At 32.6% G+C, this 20,460-nt stretch carries 26 protein-coding genes; 9 read left to right on the top strand and 17 right to left on the bottom strand.

The genetic code is table 11. The annotated features are described in order from the left end of the window. Positions 1–34 precede the first annotated feature (34 nt). The 14 genes from C4F50_RS18535 to C4F50_RS18470 all read right to left on the bottom strand — a co-directional run bounded on the left by C4F50_RS18535 (position 35) and on the right by C4F50_RS18470 (position 9,899). Entirely contained in the window at positions 35–1,093 is a 1,059-nt protein-coding gene (locus tag C4F50_RS18535; protein WP_194140140.1) for a nucleoid-associated protein, read from the bottom strand. Between the two features lie 45 nt (positions 1,094–1,138). Further along, positions 1,139–1,498 carry a four helix bundle protein gene (locus C4F50_RS18530; protein WP_194140139.1) on the bottom strand — a complete coding sequence of 120 codons (360 nt, stop codon included), beginning with the start codon at positions 1,496–1,498 and terminating at the stop codon, positions 1,139–1,141. A gap of 117 nt (positions 1,499–1,615) precedes the next feature. Continuing rightward, positions 1,616–2,155, bottom strand: coding sequence for an IS1096 element passenger TnpR family protein (locus tag C4F50_RS18525; RefSeq protein WP_194140138.1), 540 nt, complete (start codon positions 2,153–2,155; stop codon positions 1,616–1,618). A gap of 364 nt (positions 2,156–2,519) precedes the next feature. Beyond that, entirely contained in the window at positions 2,520–3,119 is a 600-nt protein-coding gene (locus C4F50_RS18520; protein WP_194140137.1) for an HPP family protein, read from the bottom strand. 161 nt (positions 3,120–3,280) lie between these two features. Then, positions 3,281–4,558 (bottom strand): chloride channel protein, encoded by a 1,278-nt coding sequence (locus C4F50_RS18515; protein WP_194140136.1) that lies wholly within the window; start codon positions 4,556–4,558, stop codon positions 3,281–3,283. A gap of 434 nt (positions 4,559–4,992) precedes the next feature. Next, positions 4,993–5,382 (bottom strand): SMU1112c/YaeR family gloxylase I-like metalloprotein, encoded by a 390-nt coding sequence (gene gloA2, locus C4F50_RS18510; protein ID WP_194140135.1) that lies wholly within the window; start codon positions 5,380–5,382, stop codon positions 4,993–4,995. A gap of 14 nt (positions 5,383–5,396) precedes the next feature. Continuing rightward, positions 5,397–5,939: a type II toxin-antitoxin system VapC family toxin gene (locus tag C4F50_RS18505; RefSeq protein WP_194140134.1), complete on the bottom strand. Its 543-nt coding sequence runs from the start codon at positions 5,937–5,939 to the stop codon at positions 5,397–5,399. After that, positions 5,926–6,279 carry an STAS-like domain-containing protein gene (locus C4F50_RS18500; protein ID WP_194140133.1) on the bottom strand — a complete coding sequence of 118 codons (354 nt, stop codon included), beginning with the start codon at positions 6,277–6,279 and terminating at the stop codon, positions 5,926–5,928. The genes C4F50_RS18505 and C4F50_RS18500 overlap by 14 nt, the downstream gene beginning before the upstream one ends. A 43-nt stretch (positions 6,280–6,322) precedes the next feature. Next, positions 6,323–7,204 (bottom strand): ATP-binding protein, encoded by an 882-nt coding sequence (locus C4F50_RS18495; RefSeq protein ID WP_194140132.1) that lies wholly within the window; start codon positions 7,202–7,204, stop codon positions 6,323–6,325. 86 nt (positions 7,205–7,290) lie between these two features. Next, the gene (locus C4F50_RS18490; protein WP_194140131.1) at positions 7,291–7,848 is read right to left on the bottom strand and encodes a sugar O-acetyltransferase; all 558 of its coding nucleotides are present in this window, start codon (positions 7,846–7,848) and stop codon (positions 7,291–7,293) included. A 27-nt stretch (positions 7,849–7,875) separates the two neighbouring features. Next, the gene (locus tag C4F50_RS18485) at positions 7,876–8,256 is read right to left on the bottom strand and encodes a hypothetical protein (RefSeq protein ID WP_194140130.1); all 381 of its coding nucleotides are present in this window, start codon (positions 8,254–8,256) and stop codon (positions 7,876–7,878) included. Between the two features lie 175 nt (positions 8,257–8,431). Beyond that, the gene (locus C4F50_RS18480) at positions 8,432–8,890 is read right to left on the bottom strand and encodes a YciI family protein (protein ID WP_194140129.1); all 459 of its coding nucleotides are present in this window, start codon (positions 8,888–8,890) and stop codon (positions 8,432–8,434) included. A gap of 55 nt (positions 8,891–8,945) precedes the next feature. Beyond that, positions 8,946–9,431 (bottom strand): hypothetical protein, encoded by a 486-nt coding sequence (locus tag C4F50_RS18475; protein WP_194140128.1) that lies wholly within the window; start codon positions 9,429–9,431, stop codon positions 8,946–8,948. A 9-nt stretch (positions 9,432–9,440) separates the two neighbouring features. Continuing rightward, positions 9,441–9,899, bottom strand: a complete 459-nt coding sequence (locus C4F50_RS18470) for a DinB family protein (RefSeq protein WP_194140127.1) — start codon at positions 9,897–9,899, stop codon at positions 9,441–9,443. A gap of 139 nt (positions 9,900–10,038) precedes the next feature. On the opposite strand from C4F50_RS18470, the gene C4F50_RS18465 reads away from it, so the two are divergent. From C4F50_RS18465 to C4F50_RS18425, 9 genes are all read left to right on the top strand, one after another. Continuing rightward, complete coding sequence (locus C4F50_RS18465) at positions 10,039–12,198, top strand: TonB-dependent receptor (RefSeq protein WP_194140126.1); 2,160 nt, start codon at positions 10,039–10,041, stop codon at positions 12,196–12,198. A gap of 315 nt (positions 12,199–12,513) precedes the next feature. Continuing rightward, positions 12,514–12,921 carry a DUF2141 domain-containing protein gene (locus tag C4F50_RS18460; protein WP_194140125.1) on the top strand — a complete coding sequence of 136 codons (408 nt, stop codon included), beginning with the start codon at positions 12,514–12,516 and terminating at the stop codon, positions 12,919–12,921. Positions 12,922–12,970: 49 nt separating this feature from the next. Beyond that, complete coding sequence (locus C4F50_RS18455; protein ID WP_194140124.1) at positions 12,971–13,591, top strand: hypothetical protein; 621 nt, start codon at positions 12,971–12,973, stop codon at positions 13,589–13,591. Between the two features lie 15 nt (positions 13,592–13,606). Next, positions 13,607–14,950 (top strand): histidine kinase, encoded by a 1,344-nt coding sequence (locus tag C4F50_RS18450; protein ID WP_194140123.1) that lies wholly within the window; start codon positions 13,607–13,609, stop codon positions 14,948–14,950. A 2-nt stretch (positions 14,951–14,952) separates the two neighbouring features. Next, positions 14,953–15,255, top strand: coding sequence for a 2TM domain-containing protein (locus tag C4F50_RS18445; RefSeq protein ID WP_194140122.1), 303 nt, complete (start codon positions 14,953–14,955; stop codon positions 15,253–15,255). 2 nt (positions 15,256–15,257) lie between these two features. Further along, on the top strand, positions 15,258–15,587 hold the full coding sequence (locus C4F50_RS18440; RefSeq protein ID WP_194140121.1) for a 2TM domain-containing protein: 330 nt from the start codon (positions 15,258–15,260) through the stop codon (positions 15,585–15,587). Next, the gene (locus tag C4F50_RS18435) at positions 15,578–15,895 is read left to right on the top strand and encodes a 2TM domain-containing protein (protein WP_194140120.1); all 318 of its coding nucleotides are present in this window, start codon (positions 15,578–15,580) and stop codon (positions 15,893–15,895) included. Before C4F50_RS18440 ends, C4F50_RS18435 begins: the two co-directional genes overlap by 10 nt. Positions 15,896–15,910: 15 nt before the next feature. After that, a complete protein-coding gene (locus C4F50_RS18430; RefSeq protein ID WP_194140119.1) occupies positions 15,911–16,279 on the top strand; it encodes a 2TM domain-containing protein in 369 nt (122 codons plus the stop codon). A gap of 54 nt (positions 16,280–16,333) precedes the next feature. After that, complete coding sequence (locus C4F50_RS18425) at positions 16,334–17,101, top strand: LytR/AlgR family response regulator transcription factor (RefSeq protein ID WP_194140118.1); 768 nt, start codon at positions 16,334–16,336, stop codon at positions 17,099–17,101. A gap of 158 nt (positions 17,102–17,259) precedes the next feature. Here C4F50_RS18425 and C4F50_RS18420 read toward each other — a convergent pair whose 3' ends face one another. The 3 genes from C4F50_RS18420 to C4F50_RS18410 are packed head-to-tail and all read right to left on the bottom strand — an operon-like array spanning position 17,260 to position 20,123. Next, positions 17,260–18,285, bottom strand: coding sequence for a COX15/CtaA family protein (locus C4F50_RS18420; RefSeq protein ID WP_194140117.1), 1,026 nt, complete (start codon positions 18,283–18,285; stop codon positions 17,260–17,262). A gap of 21 nt (positions 18,286–18,306) precedes the next feature. Further along, a complete protein-coding gene (locus tag C4F50_RS18415; protein ID WP_194140116.1) occupies positions 18,307–19,734 on the bottom strand; it encodes a tRNA nucleotidyltransferase/poly(A) polymerase-related protein in 1,428 nt (475 codons plus the stop codon). 14 nt (positions 19,735–19,748) lie between these two features. Continuing rightward, complete coding sequence (locus C4F50_RS18410; protein ID WP_194140115.1) at positions 19,749–20,123, bottom strand: GxxExxY protein; 375 nt, start codon at positions 20,121–20,123, stop codon at positions 19,749–19,751. Between the last annotated feature and the right edge of the window lie 337 nt (positions 20,124–20,460).

Genomic DNA, 20,460 nt, shown 5'->3' with positions numbered 1-20,460 from the left:
GTGTTGTAAGTAAGTAATAGAAAATGAAAACTTCTTAGCTTTTTTCTTCTTTATTGAAATACACTAAGTAGTAATACATTTGTTTTTCTTCATCCCAGCCTTTTTCAACAAATTTTTCAGCGCTTTCAGGGTTGATAAAATCCATTTTAATCTGAATATGAGTATCCAGATTGATTACGTTTTTAATCGATTTTCTAGCATCAGAAACTGCTGCGTTGGCAATAGGGAATGTAGTTACATCTTCGATGCTGTATTTTTCTCCTTTATCAACTTTATAGTTTTTAAATTCAGGAATCAAATCAGGGTTGTCTAGTACTTCATTCAAGAAATTCTGCTCTTCAAACTGATCATTTTTTGCAAAATAATTCACAGATCGGTTCATAAACATTACTTCCTCTTTCTTGTCTTCTGCCGGTAAAACGACATCTTTGGCGAAGTTCTGGCAGAACTTCAAATATTTTTTAGTGATGAAATTCTCGTCTTCAAATGCATCTACAGATAAAAAGTGCTCCAGCCAGTAACGCGCATCGTAACGGTTACTGTCTACAGTAAGGATTTTATATCCTTCTTCTTTTTTGTAATTGAAGATCAAACATCCCTTATCCAATTTGCTCAGGTTGATACCTTGCTGCAAAATCATTTCCAGGTTGCTGTCTTTTTCTTCAAATTGTAAAAAGTCTGCTTGTAATTCGCTTTTGAAAATTCCGATTGCATCAACGACGTTATTGTCAATACTTAAATTCGTCAAATACGTTACATAAACCTCTCCGTTTTTAATATGCGGATGGTTGGACTGCTCATACAAATGTTTCGTAATGTTTTTAGAAACCTCCTGAATATTGGATGGATTCGTAAAAATTTCAGTCGCGTATTTGAACATGTCATTGTAATCCAAATCCACTTCGTGCGCAAACTGATAATAGTTTTCTTCTTTTTCTCTAAAAGGTTTAAAAAAGTATTCTTTTATCAAAGGAACAATTTCGTCATTTAAGTTAAATGGCTGCTCTGATAAAAAAATCGCTTCGTTACGGCTTTTGTTTCCTACGCGGTGTATCGCAAGCGTCTCGATGTGGGTGTTGAAAAGATTTATCATGTATTTATTTAGGTTCAGAGTTGCAAAGGTTCAAAGGAACAAAGGTTACTTTCTGTCTTTTATTTTTCTAATAAAAGCACTTAACATTCGTTCTATTTCTCTGGTTTCTCCATTTATTTTATTGAATTGATACTCGGTTGTATATTTTAAATTGAATGAAATTTCCAGCTGCGTCTGCATTTCAAATAAGGATGACATCGAAATATTTAGAAATCTCAAATAATCATTATTTCCATCTCGGCCATAACCTTCAGCAATGTTACTGGGTATTGATATTGAACTTCTCCTAATTTGTGAAGATAATCCATAAATTTCTTCTTTGGGAAATGAATTTGTTAATTGGTAAATTTCAGTAACTAAGTTCATTGACTTCTGCCAAATCAAAAGGTCTCTAAAAGTATTCATATTTTATATTTAAAAAATTAAATACAAAAATAAAAATATTCTTACATTAAGCAATCTGGGATTTTAAATAAAAACCTCTGTACCTTTGCCTCTTTGAACCTCTGTACCTCAAAAAAATTAATTCCAATTCTCCTCAAATCCAAAATCTTCAAAGCTGTCGTCGCCTTCGAACATGTCGAGATCATCTTCGTCCAGATCGTCTTCAAATTCTCCGTAGATATCGTCGTGCATATCGGCTTCAAAGTTTTTTTCTATGGCTTCGTCTGGCATTTCGCCGTGTGCGAATAAAGTTTCTGGATAAACCGCCCCAACAGCTTCTTCTTCGATTGCAGCCAATTCTACTAAGAAAGTCCACATGCTGATGAAATCGTAAACATAGATGATTTTAGTATTTTCTTTGTCTAAGATACTAGATAATGGATAATCGTTCATCGTTCTAATTTCGCCCGGAACGTCGCCTGTGTCAAAAAGTGGAATTTCATCTTCCTGATTCCACGTTTCATCGCAAGTATAAAACGAAGCCACTTCAGATCCGTCAAAACCAAAAGCGTTGAAGATTGCATTGTGTAAATCTTCAAGTGTATCTTCTTCAAGAATTGCAATATCTCTAAAAATATCTTCTTCGGCGTCTAGAATAACTCTAAATTTATAAACCATAATCTTTGTTTTTATTGAGAGGTCAAAGGTAAAATTAAATTAACGAAATATGAATTGTGAATTGTGATTTGTTGAAAAGATTTTCATGTCAGATTTTTATTGAAAATTTACTGCAAAGCGCGCTAAATTTTTTTATCTTCAAGATTTGTAAAAAAGTTCGCAAAGCTTGGTGTTGTCAAAATTTACCGCAAAGCACGCAAAGTTATTTATATGTTGTTTTTTTATGAAAAAAAAGTTCGCAAAGCTTGGTGTTTATAAGGCTTTGCGAACTTTTAAATTGCCTAAAAATGATTTCTTAAAAAAACTTAGCGATCTTTGCGTTAAATCTCGACGTAATTATTTGTCAGGCTAAGCGATATAATCATTATCTCCCAATCAATCTTTTTCTGATCTTATGATACTGTTTATGATAAGTACTATGGCTCGGATAACTTCTGCTTGAAGTCATGTTGTTAAAAATCAAAGCGGTTAAAAGTAAAATAAGCACGCCGCTTAAAACAGGAGAAAGCACGTATAAATAACCTAGTGATTTTACTTTTTCTGTCCCAATAACAGCGATTAAAGCAGTGGCGCCTCCCGGCGGATGCAGTGTTTTGGTAATCTGCATTAAAATTATGGCAATAGAAACCGCCAAAGGAGCGGCAATATACATAATGTCTGGAACTAATTTATGAACCGTTACACCAACAAAAGCTGAAATTACATGACCGCCGACTAAATTTCTGGGCTGCGAAAACGGACTTTGAATGATTCCGTAAACCAAAACGCTTGACGCTCCAAAAGATCCAATTAAATAAACAGCATCACTGCCTGAAAAATGCATGGATTGAAAATAAGCCAGAACTCCGATTCCGACAAAAGAACCTAAAAAGGACCAAAAATGTTCTTTATAATCAATTAAAGTTTCCTTATAAAGTATGTAACGTGTTTTTCGATAGCTTCTTTTTATTTTTGGCGTTGGCATAATGTGGTATTATTTTGCTGTGTAATGTATGTTGAACAAAGGAGTGATTTTCAAAGAATATTAAAATTACTCAAAAAAATCAGCCAGTATGTTTTTTAATATATTTTGCTTTTGATAAATTATGGTTAAGATTAAATCTTTAGAGAGTCTGCAATCGTAAATTATTTGATTAAACTTGGAGAATAACTATATACGGTATACGGATAGATTGTTTTTGCGGTATATTTTGAAATCAGACAAACTACCAAAATAGGGAAAAACAAGGTGTAATTATTCGTTAAACCGCAAACTAAAAATATCGCTGTAAATGGAGCGTGAATGCTAGCGCTTAAAACAGCAGCCATTCCTATAATCATAAAGTTTACCGGAATCATCTGCAGACCAAAAAAGGTATTTAAGATGGAAGCCAGCGAAAGTCCTAAAAAAGCACCAATAAAAAGACTTGGAGCAAAAACACCGCCGTCTCCGCCAGAAGCCAGCGTTATAGAAGTTACGATAGGTTTTAAAATTAAAATCCCGATGAATGTTAAGGCCAAAGTCAGTGTCATGATTTGGTTGGAAGCGATAAAACTGCTTTTAATGGCATGATATCCTTCTCCGTATAATTGTGGAAATACAAATAAAGAAACACTCAATACAATAGAACCTAAAATGATTTTATAATAATGTTTATCGATTTTTCCGAATTGAGATTTGAAAAACAACACGCAGCGTGTCAGGTAAACAGAATTCATTCCGGCCAAAATTCCTAAAAGAATGAAATACGGAATCGCTTTAAGATGCCAGGTTGTAACCGAAACGGCAAATAATGGTTTTTCTTTTAAGATCGTTAATAAACCAAATGCAATCGAAACGGCAATGATGTTAGAAATTAAAAAAGCTCGAGTTACTTTTCTTGAAATAACTTCATAAGCAAACAAAATCCCGGCTATTGGACTGCTGAAAAGTGCTGTGACTCCCGCTGCAACACCTGCACAGATTAATTCGGTTTTATAACGGCGAAAAATATTTTCTTTTTCGTGAGCAACAGATCCAATGGTCGCCGTGGCAACTACAGTAGAAACTTCGATTCCTGTTGAACCTCCAAAAATGACAGTCAATAAACCATTAATAAAATGAGATGGAATTTTATACGAAGGAAGATTTTTTGAATTGGATGCCGTACTTTCAAATACTTCTTTAATCCCTTTGTTTTCTTTTTTCTTAAAAAGATATTGTCTCAAAAAATAAATGACAGACAATCCGAAAACGGGAAAAATAACATAGAAAATCGGATTTACGGTAACTTCATGAAAGAAGATTTCTTCGTAATATTCGGTTATTTTTTTTAATGAAATTCCGAGAAAAGCAGAAAGAAAGCCAATTAAAATAGAAACAATTACTAATTTTTGGAATTTAATAAATTGATGATTTTTTTTGATTTGCGCTGTTTTGTTCATCAGAAGGGATCGCATTTTTTTTATACGGATTACAAAATTAAGAATCAAATTCGGTTTTTTATAGAAAATAAGCAATATAATGTGTTAAAACTGGTAAAAACAGGAAAATTCTTTCAGTGTTTTTTCTTTGTATATCGCTTATTTAGGTTCAAAGGTTCAAAGGTTCAAAGGTTCAAAGGTACAGAGGTGCAGAGGTACAAAGGTGCAGAGGTACAAAGGTGCAGAGGTGCAGAGGCAGAAAGGTGAAGAGGAATAACTCAATTGCCTCCAGCTTTAGCTGGAGGATTTAAAGTCTCAGGCTTAAAAAGGCTTTAGCCAAACAATTCACATGTTTGGCTAAAGCCTTTTACTGTTCTATTTGCATACCTTCAGGTAAAGCTGGAGGCAATTAAATAATTTTAACTAAAAAACTTTGCACCTCTGCACCTTAAGGCCTATCTCTCATAAAACTCAATCGGCAGTAAATCGGGATCGGCAATAAACGTAAAACGCTTTTCAGTGGTTTCGTCAATTCGGATGGGTTCTGCTTCTATGTTTTTAGAATCTAAAAAAGCTACGGTTTCATCCAGATTGATTACCTCAAAAGCCAAATGACGTAAACCAACCGCTTCTGGTCTCGAAGGTCTTTGAGGCGGATTTGGAAATGAAAATAATTCAACAACATAAGAACCGTTCAAAGCCAGATCCAACTTATAAGACTGACGTTCTTCACGATATATTTCTCTTATAATTGTAAGGCCGAGAATCTGTGTGTAGAAGTATTTTGATTTTTCATAATCAGAACATAAAATAGCAATGTGATGAACTTTGTTAAGGGTAAGCATAAAAGTGAAAACTATTAAATTTGGGAAGTAATGATATCAATTTTTGTATTTATTTTTTGAAAATCTTTATCATTGGTAACAATTTTATAATTGTTAAGTGTGGATAGCTCCAACATGTATGAATCATTAAAATCTACAATTTTTAAATTTTCGATTATATTATTTACATTTATACAATGGAAACTATCTGAAACAGGCTGTATGTTAGGTAGTTTTAAAATCTTATTTATTGATTTTGTAATAACGTCAACAGAGTTTTTATATGCTTCGCTTCCTACAAAATCGACTTTGAATTTTGCATTTACCATTTTTTTTATTGATATCCATTGGTCGTAATCTCTTCGTAACAAGACATTTGCATACTCTGAGATAACTGTAGAGGAAATGTATATAGGTTTGTCTTTAATTATTAACTCTTCTAAAAGCTTAGAGTATACCTTTTGATCTTTACTCTGAAAGTCCGCAACAGTTCCAAAAAGTAAAAGCCAAATATTAGTGTCAAAAAAGAATTGATCAGAAAAACCAATTTTAAAATCTTGTAATTTAATCGTTGCCATATATCGCATTATTAGAATTTTTTTCAAAATCTTCTTTATTTGCAAAATATTCTTTAGCTCTTTGAATAACATCTTTAAATAAACTTCGATCTTCTAATTCTACATTTTTGAGTTTTAGATATTCATTTAAAAAATCAGGTGTATATTCTTTTTTTCCGTACAATTTTCCAATTGCAGCATTTAAAAAAGCCGTGATCATTATGGAAATACCAACAAAATCAAGTTCCACTTTTTCTTTTTTTTGTAAATATGAATCTATAAGCTTGAAAACTTTTTCTCCATTTTCGGTTGATACAGCCAATTCTGAATTAATTATATCCTTAATAATTAGATGTTTCATGGTTGTTTTTATTATCATTAATAGTTATATATAAATTTAATTTTTAAAAAATATTTTCAAAATCTTCTTCTTCATTTACTAATGAATAGTAATTAGAATCATTTAAATTGAATTTGATGTTAACAATTGTTCCTTCAAAAATTGTAGTGAGTTTTCTCTTAGTTGTATTTTCATTTTTATATTCATAAAAACCATTTGATGAAATAATTTGAATTTTACCTTTATTATGTTTTATAAATTCAAAAATTACAGCCAAACCTAATCCTCCTGAGGTATCACCACTTTTAGTAGTATTACCTTTTTTCATTGCCCATTCAATTGCATTTGCGGCATCAATATCTTGATTAAAAAAAGCTGAGACATTTTGTTTTATGTTAACTCCTTTGTCTACTATTGTAAAATATAGAGGTTTATTAAGTTTATTGGGATAAAATTGACCACAACTATGAATATAGTCACATTGTCCATGCGTTCTAGCATTCTCATAAATTTCAAAAATATTTCTAGTAATTTCTTTTCCTAATTTCTCGCTGTGAGAAGGGAACTGTCTTTTATTTAATAATTCATTATGTATATAATTATTGAAACCTAAATCGTCAGTTGGAGTAAATTTTCGATATCTAAGTACAGTATCATTATAGTCAGTAATTTTATTAAAACCAAAAGGAAGTAAAAACTCATTCTTCCTAAGAATAGTTTCCACTTGTGGTTGAATATTGATAATGCTTATGATATTATTGTTTGACTCCAACATTTCAAAAATTGTACCAATTAAAGCACATAAATTTGCTTCAAGAAATGTCACTCTTCCAAAATCAAAAATAATTTCTGTATTTTTTACATTTTTATATTTGTTTATCCAAGTTATTATGTAATTATAGCCTTCAAATTCACTTCTAATATCATTTGGAATCGTTATAGTCATTATGTAGTTATGTGTAACAAAAATATTCTTCAATCTTTTAAGATTTTCTCAAAAATTAATTTTTAAAGATATTAAATTTATTCAGGTCATTTATTTAATTTTCGAATTACTTTTGCTGGATTTCCAACTGCTAATGAATTGTCTGGAATATCTTTTGTAACGACAGATCCAGCACCAATTACACAGCCTTTTCCGATGGTTACGCCAGGGCAGATTACCGAGTTGCCGCCAATCCAGCAATCATCTCCAATTGTCACTGGATACGCATTTTCCAGTGTTTTTCTCAATTCGGCGTCAAGCGGATGTGATGCGGTATAAATCTGCACGTTTGGAGCAATAAAAACATTTGACCCTATCGTTACGGGTGCGCAATCCAGCACAACGCAGTTTACATTAAAATAAACGTTTTCGCCTGCAATAATATTATAACCGTAATCGCAGTGAAACGGCGGTTCGATATACAAACCAGCTCCAGCATTCGGAATCAGTTCTTTAAGGATTTCTTTTGCTTTTTTGGTAACTCTGTATTCTTTTACATTTAAGCTGTGCAGCAGATTTTTTGCAGTACGGCGTCCCTTTACTAATTCTGGATCAAAGGCATTGTAATATTCGCCTGTGATCATTTTTTCTTTTTCTGTTTTCATAATTTTAAATTATTCTTTTTCAGGATTTCATCTAGAGAATTGTCCCTGTTTTTTAAGAATTAAAATACTATCCAATTTATTGAATTCTTCTTCGCTTAATTGCCTGACTTCAAAATTTTCATATTTAGGGTTAACAAGATTAATGTAAAAATCACTTGTTTTTTCTGAAGAAAGAAGACAGCTAAACTCCGTTGCTACTTGAGTGGTATCATTTATATGCGCTTTTACTATAGAAAATAAATCTACATTTCTACATTGTGCTAATGCCCAAAAAGAATAACATCGAACAACAGCATTAGAATGATTGGTCAGCAGTAGTAATTCTTCTTTTGAAGCGGTTTCTTTTAACGCTTCAAAATTTTCATATTGCTCGGGTTTTATGGCAGCAAAACCTGCTATCGATCCCATTAAAATATTTATTTTTTCTATTTTTTTTACAATTACATTAGTTTCCTCAGATACTGTGGTAATTTTTTTTTCGGAACAACTTATCATAAAAAACAGCATCACGAATACTGTATTTTTTAAAATTTTCAGGACTAAGCTGCTCATTTGTTTTACTGATTTGAATTGGAGAAGTGATTTACATTTTCGTCTTGGTAATTTTTTCATGAATTTCCGGAATTTCCTGCAAAGCGGCAGAACAATACCAAGGCGTTAATTCGGCTTCTAATAATTTTGCTTTAATGGCGGGATCTGTTGCAACAAGAGCTTCTGCTTCTGCTGCAGTTTCTACATTAAAAATATAAATGCCTCGATAATTTCGGTCGTTTTTCATAAAAGGCCCAGCAACAGCCAGTTTTCCTTCTTTTGCCAGTTTATTAATAGTTTCCATATGACCTTCAAAGAGTTTTTTGGTTTCTTCTTTAGAAGCTGTCGTATTAGTGCCGGATTTTAAAAGACAGAAAACATATTTTTTCATTCCGTATTCGTCGGCATGAAGAGATTTTGCTAAAGTTTCGTCGTATTTAACTTTGGTTTCCTGAGAAAATCCGACGACGCTGATCGTCAAAAAAAAGAATAAGAATAGCGATTTTTTCATGACAGAATGGTTTTTAGTTTACAATTAAATAGTACAAAAAATACTTTTTTATAAATTAAAAATGAGAATGATCTTCATATTGTAAATTCATAAAATTTGGAATTTTTTCATAGTTTTTTCCTTCCCAGCTTCTAAAGGTAAAATCTTCAATAGCTTTCATTAAATCAGGATCCAATTCTATATTGGTTTGTTTGCAAAAAGCTAAAATCGTGGCATACCCCAGAATCGTAGGATTGGTATCGGTTGCAATTAATCCTTCCACTTTTTTTATTCTAACGCTCCAATGGGTTTCAGTTTTAGAAAAAACAAATTGCAATCCTTTTAGTACTGCTTTTTTCCAATCGGCAAAACCTGCTGTACCAGGTACATCTTTGGCGGGAATACTCGCAAAGTATCCCATTCCAATCCAGCCTTCACCGCTATATTCTTCTATGATTTCGTTTTGATTGTCATTAGGACTGATCTCAAGATTGATAAGGGCAAAATGCGGCTTTCCATTTTTAATCTTTTGCCATCGGAAATCTAATGTTTCATTAATCATTATATATTTTTAAAGCAGTTTCTTTAATATTACAATTTGTCCTAAATGATACACATCGTGCTGAATAATACCGTGAATATGTTCATAATACGAATGTCCATTATTGACATATATTTTGGCTAAATCTTCTTCATTAAAGCTTTCCAAAAAAGCATTCCATGATTCCTGAGTTTTTGCCAGTGTTTGCAGCGACTGTTCCCAAGCAACATCTGACGGATCTAAAACCGGAACAAAGTAATTGTGATCTGGAGTTATAATGGTTTCGCCTTCCATGCGCTGCAAAATATTTCTTCTCCATTGAATTAAATGATTGACTATTTCCCAGATGGTATTAAGATTTGGGTTTGTTTTTCGATAAGCCTGTTCTGCTGTTACATCTTTTAAAGTGTTTGCTAAGTTCACTTCAAGCCACGGATTTCCATTGTAAATCGATTGGTAAAGGTTTGATATTCTTTTACTTTCAGACATTTTTCGGTTTTTTTAGTTCTTTAGCTAAGATACGAAGAAGTAATTTACAACTCATCCTCAAATTTCTACAATTGAGTTATTTTATATTTTTTAACAGGAGATGTTAAAATACATTTGCTTCATCAAAAAACAATTAATCATGAAAACCAAAATTACTTTTATATTATTATTAATGAGTGCCTTTACTTTTGCTCAAAACATTGTTTCTGGTAAAGTTGTAGACCAAAAAGGCAAACCCGTAGCAGGAGCCAATATTTACATAGACGGTACTTACGACGGAACCTCAAGTTCTGAAACTGGAGATTTTTCTTTTGAAACGACTGAAGTTGGAAATAAAACTTTGGTGGTGAGTTTTTTGATGTTCGAAACTTTTTCTAAAGAAATTGATGTTGCCAATTATAAAGATCAAATAGTAAAACTGAAAGAGAATGTGAATACTCTGGATGCGGTTGTAATTACTGCCGGAAATTTGGAATCTGGAGATAAAGCGAGAGTTTCGGTTTTAAAACCTTTAGATATTGTCACTACGGCGGGTTCTGCAGGAAATATTATTGCAGCACTGCAGACTTTACCAGGTACGCAGTCGGTTGGAGAAGACGGAAGGTTGTTTGTGCGTGGTGGTGAAGCGAGCGAAACACAGACTTTTGTAGACGGTGTTCGCGTGGCGCAGCCATACGGAGCGACAACCAACAACTTACCTACAAGAGGTCGTTTTTCTCCTTTTCTTTTCAGTGGAATTTCTTTTTCAACTGGAGGATATTCTGCAGAATACGGAGAAGCTTTATCAAGTGTTTTGCTATTAAATACGCAGGATGAAGCCGATCATAATAAAACGGATATTTCTTTAATGACGGTTGGTTTAGGTTTAGGAAATACACAAAAATGGAATAAAAGTTCGTTAAGTGTCAATGCCGCTTATATTAATCTGGCGCCTTATCAAGCGGTTATTCCGCAGAATGTAGATTGGAACAGCCCTTATCAATCGCTTTCTGGAGAAACAGTGTATCGTTATCATTTTGTAAACGGAACTTTTAAATTATATGCTGCTTTTGACTCAGAAAGATTTGATTTAAATCAGAAGAATGTCAATTTTGTCGATCCTGTGAGAACTGATATGAATAACAATAATTTTTATCTAAATGCTTCTTACAAAGGTACAATCGGAACAGGATGGCAGTTAACATCTGGAGTAAGTTATGGTTATAACAACAGCAAAATAAAATACAATTTAAGCGATTTGGACAGTAGAGAAAATGCTGCACAGCTGAAGTTGAAACTTAGAAAAAATGTATCGGATCATTTTAAATTATCTTTTGGAACAGATTATTTTATAACCAAATACAATGAAGACTTTAATGATAATGTTTCGATCAATGCCGTAACAGGTTACGACTCTAATATTTTTGCGGCTTATACAGAAGGAGATGTTTTATTCTCAAAAAATTTAGCACTTAAAGTAGGACTTCGTTTTTCAAATAATAGCCTTTTAGACGAATCACGATTGGCACCTAGAGCGTCAATTGCTTACAAAGTTTCAAAAGGAGGACAATTCTCTTTTGCTTACGGAGACTTTTCGCAGACACCAGTAGTTGATTATATTAAGTATTCAAAATTCCACCAGTTTGAGAGTGAACGTGCTTCGCATTATATTTTAAATTATCAATATACAAAGCCAGGACTGACTTTTAGAGCAGAGGCTTATTATAAAGATTACAGAAATTTAGTTCAGTACGATACAAAAGATATTCAATACAATTCGGTTTTCAATAATAACGGTTCAGGATATGCAAAAGGTTTAGATTTGTTTTGGAGAGACAGCAATTTGTACAAAAACTTAGAATATTGGATCTCGTATTCGTATATTGATTCTGAAAGACAATATAAAAACTTTCCAACAATGGCGACTCCAAATTTTATTGCCAATCATAATTTATCTGTCGTAACTAAATATTTTATAACAGACTGGAAATCTCAAATTGGATTTACAAACACTTTCGCAACAGGCCGTCCATACAATGATCCAAATCAAACTCAGTTTATGAGTGGTAAAACAAAGTCTTACAACAGTTTGAGTTTTAACTGGGCTTATTTATTGACCACTCAAAAGATTATCTATTTCTCGGTTTCAAACATATTAGGAACTCAAAATGTTTTTGGATACGATTATGCGAAAACTCCTGATGCGGCCGGCGTTTACAACAGACAAGCCGTAGTACCAACCGCAGACCGATTTTTCTTCGTAGGTTTCTTCTGGACCATCAGCCAGAATAAAAATGAGAATCAGTTGAAAAATCTTTAGGTTCAAAGAGGCAAAGGTTCAAAGGTTCAGAGTTTTTTGACTGTGTTTTTTTGAACCTAAAAGAAAAGACCTTTGTTGCTTTGAAACTCTGGACCTTTGCACCTCAAGAAAAAACAATTCAGTAACCAAAATCAACAACTCAGCAGCATTTAATTTTAAAAGACTTAAAATCAGTATACTTTTGAAGTATAATAATAAGTGACTAAGCAGCTAAGGCTCTAAGATACTAAGAAAAAAACTTAGAATCTCAGCAACTTAGAATCTCAGCAACTTAGAACCTAAAAAAAAAAATAGAACCTTTAAAAAAAAATAACCATGACAAAAATTATTACAATTACCATGTTGTTCATCTGCAGTTTAATGGCTGCTCAAAATGCAAAATTGACTGTTTCTGTTTCGGGTTTAAAAAACAATACAGGAACCGTTAAAGTAGGATTGTACAATTCAGAAGGAACATTTCTTAAAACAATTTATAAAAGTCTTTCTTCTGAAATAAAAAATAATCAGGCTGCAGTAACATTTGAAAATCTTCCGGCAGGAGAATATGCAATTTCTACTTATCATGATGAAAATAATAACGGAAAACTCGACAAAAATATGATGGGAATTCCTTCTGAAGATTATGCAGCATCTAATAATGCTAAAGGATTTATGGGGCCGCCTTCCTATAAAGATGCTAAATTTAGTGTCAGTAAAGATTCAAAAATTGAAATTAAATATTAATAAAAGGATAACTAGCAAACAAAAAAACAACCATTTAATTATTTATAAAATGAAAAAAATCATCACCCTATTCGCATTATTTACAGTACTATTCGTTTCTGCACAAACACAATTTGAACAAGGAATGGGTAAAGCATTCGGGCTTTGGAAAGAAGGAAAAAATACGGAGGCTTCTCAATTGTTTGAAAGAATTGCCGCTGCAGAAAAAACAAGCTGGCTTCCTAATTATTATGTGGCTTTGGTAAATACTACAGCTTCTTTTTCTGAAAAAGACAAAACAAAAGTGTCTTTGATGCTTACAAAAGCGCAAGACGTCTTAGATGTAGAAATGATCAAAGATCAAAGTAATTCAGAACTTTATGTGTTACAAGCTTTAATCTACACTGCTTATGTGGTAATGGACCCGATGACAAACGGAATGAAATATTCGTCTAAGGTGATGGAAGCTTATGCAAAAGCCAAAGCTATAGATCCAAACAATCCGAGAGCTGTTTTTGGAGAAGCGGATTATCAGTTAGGAGGCGCGAAATGGACAGGTGTTGATACCAAACCTTTATGTGCTCAGGTGAATAAAGCTATTGAACTTTTTGGTACTTTTAAACCAGAAACGCAATTCTCTCCAAAATGGGGATTAGAAAGAGCGTTAGAAACTCAAAAAACCTGTAAATAATTCAATTGTATTAGAATGACGTTAAAACCTAATTTGTTAAAAGCATTCTTAGTGGGAGGAGTGGTTTTTATGTTCACTTTTCTGCTTCGGTTTGCCTCTGTTGGAACAGCAGTTTTTGACAAGAATCTGTACATCTATTTTTTGTATTGCATGCTGTATAGTGTGGTTTTGTACATCGTCAATGCAGCGCTCTTTGAATTTTTAGACAGGGTTTTTAGAGAAAACCGCTTTTCAATAAAAAGAATCATAATCGGGTTTGTAAGTTCTTTTCTAATATCGCTTTTTGTTATCGGAGTGTTGAGACTTTTTATTAAAGTCATAATAGAGAAACAAACGATTCTAAGTTTTATAGCAAACGAAAGAAGCGCAAATTATATAGGATCTTCGGTAATTACCTTTATCGTGCTGCTGTTTTTTCACGCCCTGCAGTTCTACAAGATTTATCAGGAAAACCAGGTTACACAGCAAAAAATTATTGCGGGTACTGCCAATGCAAAATTTGAAAGTTTAAAAAATCAGATCGATCCGCATTTTTTGTTTAACAGCTTGAATGTTTTAAGTTCTTTGATCGAAGAAAACCCAGACAACGCACAAAGATTTACCACTTCTTTGTCCAAAATTTACCGCTATGTTTTAGAACAGCGTGACAAAGAATTGGTATCTGTAGAAGATGAATTATCGTTTGCAAAAACGTACATGAATCTTTTAAAGATGCGTTTTGAGAACAGTTTGTTTTACGAACTGCCTACAATCGGAGTAAATCCAGACGCAAAAGTGGTTCCGTTATCATTGCAGCTTTTGCTTGAAAACACGGTAAAACATAATGTGGTAAGCGAGCAAAAACCATTGCATATCCGAATTTTTATTGATAGAGATTACCTCGCCATACAAAATGATTATCAAAAGAAAGAAGTATTACAGGACAGAAAAGGAGTTGGACTGCAGAATATTGTAGATCGATACAGTATTGTAACCAACAGAAAAGTTTTAATAGATCAGACCGAGAAAAATTTCACTGTTAGAATTCCGATTTTAACCAAACAAATTACAGTTATGGAAACAACATTAGATTATAATAACGACGAAAACAGAGCTTATTTTAGAGCTAAAAAAAGAGTAGAAGAATTAAAAGGATTTTATGCTAACGTGATCTCATATTGCTGTGTAATTCCGATTTTAATTTTTGTAAATTTGACTTACTCACCTAAATTTCAATGGTTTTGGTTTTCGGCTTTGGGCTGGGGATTTGGAATAATAATGCATGCATTTAAAGTTTTTGGATACAGCTCTGATTGGGAAGAAAGAAAAATCAGGGAAATCTTAAATAAAGAAAATAACAATAAACCTAATTGGAAGTAATTATGGAACTCCATTACACAGAGGCAGAACGTTATTATCAAGCCCAGAAAAAAGTAAAAGAAATTAAGAAATTCTACGAACATTTGACGGTTTATGTTTTAGTAAATCCGATTGTTATGGTTGTAAATCTGACAACATCTCCAGAACATTTATGGTTTTTGTACTGCTTATTTGGATGGGGGATTGCAATTGTCATGAACGGATTGAAAGCTTTTAATTACGCGCCTTTTTTTGATAAAGAATGGGAAGAGCGAAAAATCAGAGAAATCATCGAACAAGAAAGTAAAAAAGCAAATCTGAAATAGTTATGGAACCGATTTTTTTTAATGAAGAAGAAAAAGCTGAACTTCAAAAAATGGCCAGCAGGAAAGTATTAAAACTTAAATCGTTTTATTCGCACTCTTTTGTCTACGTTATTGGAGTAATAGTTTACATTTTGAAAGAATACACAGAGGCTCCGCTCAATTTTTTTCCGATTCGCTATATCAACGGATTTGTAATGTGTTTATGGACAACAGCTTTTTTGATTTCGGCTGTCGATTTATTCGCATCTTATCAAATTTTTGGAGACAAATGGGAAGAGCGTAAAGTAAAAAGTATCATGCAGAAAAATAAAGAAAAACAAAAATGGGAGTAATTATGGAAATGAATTTTAATGAAGATGACAAATATCTTCTGGCAAAAAAGAAAGTAGAAAAAATAAAAGGTTTTTACGGAAATCTTACCTCTTTTATATTAGTAAATATTATTTTGATTTTTATCAATCTTTACACTAGTCCGAATCATTTATGGTTTTACTGGCCGTTGATGTGGTGGGGTTTTGGAGTTGTAATTCACGGTTTAAAAGTTTTTGAAGTATTTCCAAGTTTTGGAAAAGACTGGGAAGAAAAAAAGATAAAAGAGTTAATGGAAAAAGAAAAGAACAATAAAAATAAATGGCAATAATAAATTTTAGAAATAATGGGAGATTTTAAAAGACGCATGTATGAAGATTATAGAGAAGAATTTAGTACAGACGAACGATTTAATATTGCATATAAAAAAGTAAAAAGACTTAAAGGTTTTTATTCTCACTTAAGAATTTATATTATTGTAAATGTTATTATTATTGTATCCAATGTGAATTCTGATTTTTTTACGAGAAATTTTTATGAGACCGGCTTTTTTGATTTTAGAACTTATTCAACTGCTTTTTATTGGGGAATAGGACTCTTGATTCATGCAATTTCTGTTTTTGGCCGTGAGTGGTTTTTCAGCGAAGACTGGGAACAAAAGAAAATTCAGCAGTACATTGACAAAGAACAAGCTAAAGCAGACAAATGGGAATAACTTTTAAGTAAGTTATTTTCAAAACCGACCAAACCAAACCGACCAAAACCATACATGACAACATTAATAATTGAAGACGAAAAACCAGCAGCGAGACTGCTTCAGCGTAAATTAGAAAAGTTAGACATTCAGGTAGAAACGATGCTGCATTCTGTAGAAGAATCTTTAGAATGGTTTTCTAATAATAGTCATCCTGATTTGATTTTTTTGGATATCCAGCTTTCGGATGGTTTGTCTTTCGAAATTTTTGAAAAGATTACTATTCAAAGCGCTATTATTTTTACAACTGCTTATGACGAATATGCTTTAAAAGCCTTTAAACTTAATAGTATCGATTATCTTCTAAAACCAATTGACGAAGACGATCTCGAAACCGCCGTTACTAAATTTAGAAACAGACTTCCAAAAGTTTCAGAAGAATCTCAAAACCTGAGAATGGACTTTGAGCAGATTCGCCAAATGTTATCAAATCCCTTTGAGAAGACTTACAAACAACGATTTACAGTTAAGATCGGACAGCATTTGAAAGTCATTACCACAGAAGAAATAGAATGTTTTTTTAGTGAAAACAAAGGAACCTATATCCATACATTCGACAACCGTGATTATCTAATCGATTCGACCTTAGAAATACTAGAACAAGAATTGGACAAAAAAGTGTTCTTTCGCGTAAGCAGAAAATTTATTGTACCGTTAAAAGCAATTAAAGAAATTCAGGTTTATACCAATTCTCGTCTTAAGGTAATTTTACCAAGTTACAAAGACGATGAGGTTATTGTGAGCCGCGAGAAAGTGCAGGATTTTAAATCTTGGCTGGGATAGTTTTTTGTGAAATGTGAGATGTAAAATGTATTGTTCCTTCGAAACTTTATATAACAGGCGTTTTATCCTTTCAACGAATTAAAAAAAAAATACCTATTTAAACATAAAAAAGAGCCGAAATTATCGGCTCTTTTCTGTATCAAAATATTTTTTGTTTGTTATTTACTCAATCTATGCAACGTAAAAGTCATGGCGCTTAAAAGGAAAAATGCCATAATCTGGTGAATCAATCCTAAAGCAAGAGGAACACTGTACAATAAGGTAAAAACTCCTAATAGAAACTGAATGAAAACAAAAACGACAAGAGTTTTGATTCCGTTAGATTGTGTGTTTGTCAACGAAATTTTGGTGCTTCTGTAATATAAAAATAGAATAAAAGCCACTACAACATAAGCAAAAGTTCTGTGCACAAACTGAACACCGCTTTTTCCTTCGATAAGATTTTTAATTAATGTTGGCTGTTCAATATAAACCGAATCATGAATAAATTGTCCGTCACTCATTAACGGCCAGTGATTGTGAATTAAACCAGCATTTAATCCAGCAACAAATCCTCCGTAGATAATTTGAATTAACAATGCCACCAAGGCATAACGAGCAATGTTTCGTAATGAAAGATTAATTTGCGTATTTTTTTCTGGATAGATCAAATCCAGTGCCACCCAAAGGGTATAGGCAAAAGTGATAAAGGCAAATGTTAAGTGTAATGAAAGTCTAAAATGACTTACATCCGGATTGTCAATAAGACCGCTTCTCACCATAAACCATCCCAAAAATCCTTGGAAACCTCCCATTGCCAAAAGCACAATACATTTTTTGATAGTCGATTTATCTAATTTCTTTCTGATTAAGAAATAAACAAATGGGACAAAGAATACCAAACCAATGATTCGGCCAATAAAACGGTGAAACCATTCCCAGAAATAAATGAATTTATAATCTGCTAATTGAAAATCGTTGTGAATATTGATTTTTTGATACTCCGGAAATTTCTTGTATTGTTCAAAAGCTTCATTCCATTTTGCCTCTGACAATGGCGGGAAAGTATCCGTTACCAAATGCCAGTCGGTCATAGATAAACCTGAATTTGTTAGACGGGTAATACCACCCACAACAACCATTAAGAACAATAAAACACAACCTGATAGTAACCAAATGATTACTGATTTATTTCCTTTTTTCATTTTGTTAAATAATACGTATTTCTAAACTTTTTTTAATCCCATTTTTTCTGCTCTTTTCAAAACAAAATCATAAGCAGCCTGATATTCATTCGGAATAACCCCTTCCAAAATAGCTTCTTTTACCGCTTCTTTTAAAACTCCAATTTCGCGAGAAGGTTTTAGATCAAATATTTCCATAATTTCTTCGCCGGAAATAGGCGGCTGAAAATTACGGACATGATCGCGTTCTTCTACTTCAACAATTTTTCTGCGGACAACTTCGAAGTTTTTATGATATTTCTTGAATTTCGCTGGATTCTTTGTCGTAATATCGGCTTCACACAAAGTCATCAAATTTTCTACATCTTCTCCTGCATCAAAAACCAAACGGCGGACAGCGCTGTCGGTTACAATATCTTCAGCCAAAACGATTGGACGAGAACTCATCACAACCATTTTTTGCACAAATTTCATTTTATGGTTCAAAGGCATGTGCAGACGTTCAAATATTTTCTTCGCCATTTTTCCGCCAAGAAATTCATGTCCGTGAAAAGTCCAGCCTTGTTTTTTATTGAAACGTTTCGTTGGTGCTTTTCCGATATCATGCAATAATGCCGACCAGCGTAACCAGACATCATCGGTATTTGGGCAAATGTTATCGACAACTTCCAGCGTGTGGTAAAAATTGTTTTTATGGGTATGACCTTCAATTTCTTCCACCTGGTTCAAAGCAGTTAATTCAGGTAAAATAATATCTAAAAGTCCCGTTTTATATAGAAGTAAAAATCCAACAGAAGGTTTAGGCGTAGAAAGAATTTTATTCAATTCATCTACGATTCTTTCGCCAGAAATAATCTTAATACGCTCTGCATTTTTAGTGATCGCATTTAATGAATTTTCTTCAATTTCGAAATTCAACTGTGTCGCAAAACGAATCGCACGAAGCATGCGCAAAGGATCATCAGAATACGTAATATCTGGATCCAAAGGTGTTTTGATAGTTTTGTTTTCTAAATCGGTCAAACCGTCGAACGGATCTAAGAGATCTCCGAAATTAGTTTCATTTAATGATAAAGCAAAAGCATTGATCGTAAAATCACGACGGTTTTGGTCGTCTTGTAAAGTTCCGTTTTCTACAATCGGATTTCGGCTGTCACGGTTGTAAGACTCTTTTCTGGCGCCAACAAACTCAATATCGGTATCTTCAAAACGAAGCATGGCTGTTCCGTAGGTTTTAAAAACCTGAACTTTTGGTTTGTTCGGAAGTAAATCAGAAACTTTCAGCGCTAGTTCGATACCGCTTCCAACTGCGACAACATCAATATCTTTTTTAGAACCACGATTTAAAAGTAAATCACGAACAAAGCCGCCAATCACATAAGAATCGACTTTTAATTCTTTAGAAGCTTTCGAAATGATTTCGAAGATTTTATTTTGTAGAGCAGATTTGTAATTTGTTTGTATAGCCACGAATTCACTAGTTTTTATAAAATAATACGTTTATGTTCAAGCGAGGAAGAATTAAAGTTTGCCAGAATTGCTAATTTATTCTTGGAAACTTTTAGATAATTAAGGCATTGTGAAATGTATTTTGGATGTAAATAATCACTTGATTTTATTTCAAGGATAATTTGATCAAACAAAACAAAATCAGCATAAAATTTGTGATCCAATATTATGTCTTTATAATTTACCAAATATTCTTTTTCTCTTTCAAATGGAATATTGGCTTTCTTGAACTCATATTCTAAAGCGTCTTTATATACGATTTCAGAAAAACCTCCACCTAAATTTCTATGAACATCAAATAAAATTCCCATTATCTGATAGCTTTCCTGCTGATACAATATTTTTGCCATGATCTAAATTTTTCCGCCACGAATTCACAAATTTTTCTAATTAATTTTAAAAAGTTAATTCGAGAATTCGGGACTGTTATTTAGAATACAACTTTCAATTTTTGCATTGAAAATGTTTTTGGAATTTTATGGTTGCAAATTTACAATATAGAAAATGCCTTTTATAATCTATCGTTCACTTTTTTGAATAAATTCACAATTTTTCAATTGAATTTTATTAAAATAAAAAACAGTGGTGACGAACTATATGAATTAATGCAAATTTTCCGCCACGAATTCACGAATTAATTTTAATCATTTCGAATAAATTAGAGTAATGAATTACCCGAATTTATTT

Origin of the sequence: Flavobacterium hungaricum, from assembly GCF_015182285.1 — a bacterium.
GTDB lineage: Bacteria > Bacteroidota > Bacteroidia > Flavobacteriales > Flavobacteriaceae > Flavobacterium > Flavobacterium hungaricum.
This window is presented reverse-complemented; position numbering and strand designations above follow the sequence as displayed.

Coding starts and splice junctions, on each gene's coding strand:
- C4F50_RS18535 (WP_194140140.1), bottom strand. CDS start 1,093: ATGATAAATCTTTTCAACACCCACATCGAGACGCTTGCGATACACCGC.
- C4F50_RS18530 (WP_194140139.1), bottom strand. CDS start 1,498: ATGAATACTTTTAGAGACCTTTTGATTTGGCAGAAGTCAATGAACTTA.
- C4F50_RS18525 (WP_194140138.1), bottom strand. CDS start 2,155: ATGGTTTATAAATTTAGAGTTATTCTAGACGCCGAAGAAGATATTTTT.
- C4F50_RS18520 (WP_194140137.1), bottom strand. CDS start 3,119: ATGCCAACGCCAAAAATAAAAAGAAGCTATCGAAAAACACGTTACATA.
- C4F50_RS18515 (WP_194140136.1), bottom strand. CDS start 4,558: ATGAACAAAACAGCGCAAATCAAAAAAAATCATCAATTTATTAAATTC.
- gloA2 (WP_194140135.1), bottom strand. CDS start 5,382: ATGCTTACCCTTAACAAAGTTCATCACATTGCTATTTTATGTTCTGAT.
- C4F50_RS18505 (WP_194140134.1), bottom strand. CDS start 5,939: ATGGCAACGATTAAATTACAAGATTTTAAAATTGGTTTTTCTGATCAA.
- C4F50_RS18500 (WP_194140133.1), bottom strand. CDS start 6,279: ATGAAACATCTAATTATTAAGGATATAATTAATTCAGAATTGGCTGTA.
- C4F50_RS18495 (WP_194140132.1), bottom strand. CDS start 7,204: ATGACTATAACGATTCCAAATGATATTAGAAGTGAATTTGAAGGCTAT.
- C4F50_RS18490 (WP_194140131.1), bottom strand. CDS start 7,848: ATGAAAACAGAAAAAGAAAAAATGATCACAGGCGAATATTACAATGCC.
- C4F50_RS18485 (WP_194140130.1), bottom strand. CDS start 8,256: ATGGGATCGATAGCAGGTTTTGCTGCCATAAAACCCGAGCAATATGAA.
- C4F50_RS18480 (WP_194140129.1), bottom strand. CDS start 8,890: ATGAAAAAATCGCTATTCTTATTCTTTTTTTTGACGATCAGCGTCGTC.
- C4F50_RS18475 (WP_194140128.1), bottom strand. CDS start 9,431: ATGATTAATGAAACATTAGATTTCCGATGGCAAAAGATTAAAAATGGA.
- C4F50_RS18470 (WP_194140127.1), bottom strand. CDS start 9,899: ATGTCTGAAAGTAAAAGAATATCAAACCTTTACCAATCGATTTACAAT.
- C4F50_RS18465 (WP_194140126.1), top strand. CDS start 10,039: ATGAAAACCAAAATTACTTTTATATTATTATTAATGAGTGCCTTTACT.
- C4F50_RS18460 (WP_194140125.1), top strand. CDS start 12,514: ATGACAAAAATTATTACAATTACCATGTTGTTCATCTGCAGTTTAATG.
- C4F50_RS18455 (WP_194140124.1), top strand. CDS start 12,971: ATGAAAAAAATCATCACCCTATTCGCATTATTTACAGTACTATTCGTT.
- C4F50_RS18450 (WP_194140123.1), top strand. CDS start 13,607: ATGACGTTAAAACCTAATTTGTTAAAAGCATTCTTAGTGGGAGGAGTG.
- C4F50_RS18445 (WP_194140122.1), top strand. CDS start 14,953: ATGGAACTCCATTACACAGAGGCAGAACGTTATTATCAAGCCCAGAAA.
- C4F50_RS18440 (WP_194140121.1), top strand. CDS start 15,258: ATGGAACCGATTTTTTTTAATGAAGAAGAAAAAGCTGAACTTCAAAAA.
- C4F50_RS18435 (WP_194140120.1), top strand. CDS start 15,578: ATGGGAGTAATTATGGAAATGAATTTTAATGAAGATGACAAATATCTT.
- C4F50_RS18430 (WP_194140119.1), top strand. CDS start 15,911: ATGGGAGATTTTAAAAGACGCATGTATGAAGATTATAGAGAAGAATTT.
- C4F50_RS18425 (WP_194140118.1), top strand. CDS start 16,334: ATGACAACATTAATAATTGAAGACGAAAAACCAGCAGCGAGACTGCTT.
- C4F50_RS18420 (WP_194140117.1), bottom strand. CDS start 18,285: ATGAAAAAAGGAAATAAATCAGTAATCATTTGGTTACTATCAGGTTGT.
- C4F50_RS18410 (WP_194140115.1), bottom strand. CDS start 20,123: ATGGCAAAAATATTGTATCAGCAGGAAAGCTATCAGATAATGGGAATT.